Here is a 3,600-nt window from a genome sequence, read left to right as displayed (position 1 = left end):
CGCCGCGCGCCGGACGCGCCGTGCCGGGGATCCGCAGCGGCCGCTGGTGCTCGTGTCGAAGTCCGGGGCCTCCCACGAGCTGCTGCGCAAGCTTCTCGCCGCGGTCGCGGGCGAACCCGGCGCGGCACCGGTCGAGGTCTCGCTGTGTGAGATCGGCGAACAGGCACGGCTGCTCCGCGACGGGCGCGCCGACGTGGCGCTCATGCACCGACCGTTCGACGACCTCGCCGGGTTCGACACCGAGGAACTCCACGTCGAGGGCCAGGTCGCGATCCTGCCCGCGGGGCATCCACTCGCCGCCCGCGAGCGGCTCACGCTCGCGGAGGTCCGCGACGTGCCGGACCTGCCGCTCGCCCGGTGGCCCCGGCTCGACGGGTCCTACCCGGACGGTCCCGGGCCGGAGGTGCGCAGCCAGTCGCAGCTCGCCCAGCTCGTGGCACTCGGCAGGACGCTGCTGGTCATCCCGGCCTCCAGCCGCGCCTGGCAGTGGCCCGACCACGTCGCGGTGCCCGTCGTCGACGCCCCGGAGGTCACCACAGTGCTCGCGTGGCCGCCGAACAGCCGCTCCCCGGCGGTCGCCGCGCTCGTCCGGGCGGCGACAGGGGTCCGCGACGTCGCTAATCCGTGATCGGGGTGGCGGTACCGGTGACGGTGACCCGGGGATCGTCGGGTGCGACGTCGACCAGGAGTTCGCCGCGACGGCCCATGTCCTCGCCCTGCACGACCGTGATGCGCCGGGGCCGGGTGACCTGCCCCAGTTCGCGGAGATAGCCGCCGAGCGCGGCCGCCGCGGCACCGGTCGCCGGATCCTCGACCACACCGCCGACCGGGAAGGGGTCCCGGGCGTGGACGGTGTGCTCGTCTTCGAGCCAGAACAACTGGACGGTGGTCCAGTGCTGCCGCCGCATCAGGTCGCCGAGCGCGTCGAAGTCGTAGTCCAGCTCGGCCAGGCGCCGCCGGGAACCGGCGGCGAGCACGAGGTGGTCGTTCCCGGCGAAGGCGACATGGGGCGGGAAGCGCGCATCCAGTTCCCCGGGTGACCATCCCAGTGCCCGCAGCGCGGTCTCGACCTCGTCGGAGGAGGCCGGCCGGGAGCGGGTGGGCACGCTGGTGAGACCGGCGACGAGGGTGTCGTCCCCCGCGGTCCCGATCCCGATCTCGCCTGCCCGCGTGGCGAAGACCATGCGGCCGGTCCCGTGGCGTTCGGCCAGCGCGACGGCGGTGGCGACGGTGGCGTGCCCGCAGAAGGCGACCTCGGCCAACGGGCTGAAGTAGCGCACGGTGTAGCGCCCCGTTGCCGGGTCGGACGCGGTGACGAACGCGGTCTCCGAGTCCCCGACCTCGGCGGCGATCCGTTGCATCCGCGCCTCGTCCAGACCCGCGGCGTCGAGGACGACCCCCGCCGGGTTACCTCCGGACGGGTCGGTGCTGAACGCGGCGTAGCGAACGACGTCGACCATGCCTGTCACTCCTGCCCCGGGATGAGCTGCTTCTCCGAGATGGCGTTCGTGTCGGGAACGATCACTCGAAGTCCACCGCTCGCGCGACGTCGCGCCGCCCCGGGATCGGGAGGTCGTCGACCCCTCCGACGTCCCGCGCCGCCTGCATGAGCGCCAAGCCGATATGGGGCCTGCGCACGGACTTCGTGAGGATGTCGCGGACCTCGGCCTCCATGGGGCGCCGGTGGTCCTTCGCCTGCGTGGCGAGCTGCTGCTTCACGGACTCATCGAGTCCTCGGACGACGAGGGATGCCATCGCCGGACCACCTCCCTGAGCGCGATCGCGATAATGACAGCAGCCCGCGCCAGTGGGCTTGCACCCGACTACACGTTGAAGCGGAACTCGACCACGTCGCCGTCGGACATGACGTACTCCTTGCCCTCCATGCGGACCTTGCCCGCGGCGCGGGCCGCGGCCATCGATCCGGCCGCCATCAGGTCCTCGTAGGAGATGATCTCGGCCTTGATGAACCCGCGCTGGAAGTCGGTGTGGATGGCACCCGCCGCCTCCGGGGCGGTCGCGCCCTTCGAAATGGTCCAGGCGCGGGCCTCCTTCGGCCCGGCGGTGAGGTAGGTCTGCAGGCCGAGCGTGTGGAACCCGGCGCGGGCCAGAGCGTTCAGGCCCGGCTCCGACTGGCCGACCGACTCCAGCAGCTCCAGCGCCTCGGCCTCGTCGTCCAACTCCAGCAGCTCGGACTCCACCTTGGCGTCGAGGAAGACCGCGTCGGCGGGCTCGACCAGCTTGGTCAGCTCGGCGCGCTTGGCCTCGTCGGTGAGCACACCCTCGTCGGCGTTGAACACGTACAGGAACGGCTTCGGCGTGAGCAGACTCAGCTCACGCAACCCGTCCATGTCGACCTCCGACTGGGCGGCGAACAGGGTCCGGCCCGCGTCGAGGATCTCCTTCGCCTTCTTCGCGTTGTCCAGCGCGGGCCGGTTCTCCTTCTTCGTCCGCGCTTCCTTCTCCATCCGTGGCAACGCCTTGTCCAGCGTCTGCAGGTCGGCCAGGATCAGCTCGGTGTTGATCGTCTCGATGTCGGACATCGGGTCGATCCGGCCGTCGACGTGGGTGACGTCGCCGTCGTCGAACACGCGGATGACCTGGCAGATGGCGTTGGCCTCGCGGATGTTGGCCAGGAACTTGTTCCCCAGACCGGCGCCCTCGGACGCGCCCTTGACGATGCCCGCGATGTCCACGAACGACACCGTCGCCGGGACGGTCCGGGCCGAGTCGAACATCGTCGCGAGTTCGTCCAGCCGCGGGTCCGGCAGGGGCACGACGCCGACGTTCGGCTCGATCGTGGCGAACGGGTAGTTCGCCGAGAGCACGTTGTTGCGGGTCAGGGCGTTGAACAGGGTCGACTTGCCCACGTTGGGCAGGCCGACGATGCCGAGGGTCAGACTCACGACTGCCCAGTGTACGTGCCGGGGATGCCCGTCCGGTCAGCCGTCGTCCTCCTCGGCGTCACCTCCGCCCCCGCCGCCCTCGTCGCCGCCTTCGTTGCCTTCGCCGCCTTCGTTGCCTTCGCCGCCCTCGTTGCCTTCGCCACCTTCGTTGCCGTAGCCGCCGCCGTTGTCCTCCTGCTCCTGCTGGTCGCCGCCGTTGTCCTCCCGCACCGGCTCCTCGCAGGCGGCCGAGAAACCCAGGGCCGCGACCGCGGTGGCGGCCGCGACGGCCGTACGGAACGAGGTGCGCTGCATCCGCTTCGTCATGGGACGACCGTAGAACCCCGCGACGATCCCCGCACCTCGGCGGCGATGTCCGATTCCCGCGAGCCACCGGGCTGACCGGGTGGCACGATCGGAGGCATGATCCCGCTCACCGGCGACCCCCCGACCCCGTCCGGGGCCGTGTGGCGTGACACGGAGCGCTGCTACCGGGCCGTGAGCTCCCGCGACGCGCGCTTCGACGGGCAGTTCGTCGTCGCGGTGCGCACCACGGGCATCTACTGCAGGCCGTCCTGCCCCGCGATGACCCCGAAGCGCGGCAACGTCGACTTCTTCCCCACGGCCGCCGCCGCGCAGACCCACGGCTACCGGGCGTGCCGCCGGTGCCTGCCCGACGCGGTGCCCGGCTCGCCCGAGTGGAACGTCCGGGCCG

General features: G+C 71.8%; 6 protein-coding genes. 2 read left to right on the top strand and 4 right to left on the bottom strand.

Translation table 11 applies throughout. The annotated features are described in order from the left end of the window. Positions 1-628 (top strand): LysR substrate-binding domain-containing protein (locus SACHA_RS0111865; protein ID WP_019809953.1); only part of this gene is annotated, 628 nt, incomplete at its 5' end. Here the strand turns inward: SACHA_RS0111865 and SACHA_RS0111860 are convergent. The 4 genes from SACHA_RS0111860 to SACHA_RS0111845 form a co-directional block, all read right to left on the bottom strand. Then, positions 618-1,460, bottom strand: a complete 843-nt coding sequence (locus SACHA_RS0111860; RefSeq protein ID WP_019809951.1) for a PhzF family phenazine biosynthesis isomerase — start codon at positions 1,458-1,460, stop codon at positions 618-620. The two genes, SACHA_RS0111865 and SACHA_RS0111860, sit on opposite strands and share 11 nt — an antisense overlap. A gap of 61 nt (positions 1,461-1,521) precedes the next feature. Then, on the bottom strand, positions 1,522-1,755 hold the full coding sequence (locus SACHA_RS0111855; RefSeq protein ID WP_019809949.1) for a FitA-like ribbon-helix-helix domain-containing protein: 234 nt from the start codon (positions 1,753-1,755) through the stop codon (positions 1,522-1,524). Positions 1,756-1,823: 68 nt separating this feature from the next. Continuing rightward, entirely contained in the window at positions 1,824-2,906 is a 1,083-nt protein-coding gene (gene ychF / locus SACHA_RS0111850; RefSeq protein ID WP_019809947.1) for a redox-regulated ATPase YchF, read from the bottom strand. A 36-nt stretch (positions 2,907-2,942) separates the two neighbouring features. Continuing rightward, positions 2,943-3,212, bottom strand: coding sequence for a hypothetical protein (locus tag SACHA_RS0111845; protein WP_019809945.1), 270 nt, complete (start codon positions 3,210-3,212; stop codon positions 2,943-2,945). 96 nt (positions 3,213-3,308) lie between these two features. Here SACHA_RS0111845 and SACHA_RS21760 point away from each other — a divergent pair. Beyond that, a partial coding sequence (locus tag SACHA_RS21760) for an Ada metal-binding domain-containing protein (RefSeq protein ID WP_039738815.1) occupies positions 3,309-3,600 on the top strand: 292 nt, incomplete at its 3' end.

Source organism: Saccharomonospora halophila 8 (assembly GCF_000383775.1).
GTDB lineage: Bacteria > Actinomycetota > Actinomycetes > Mycobacteriales > Pseudonocardiaceae > Saccharomonospora > Saccharomonospora halophila.
Note: the sequence above shows the minus strand (reverse complement) of the source record. Positions and strands in the feature narration are given on the sequence as shown.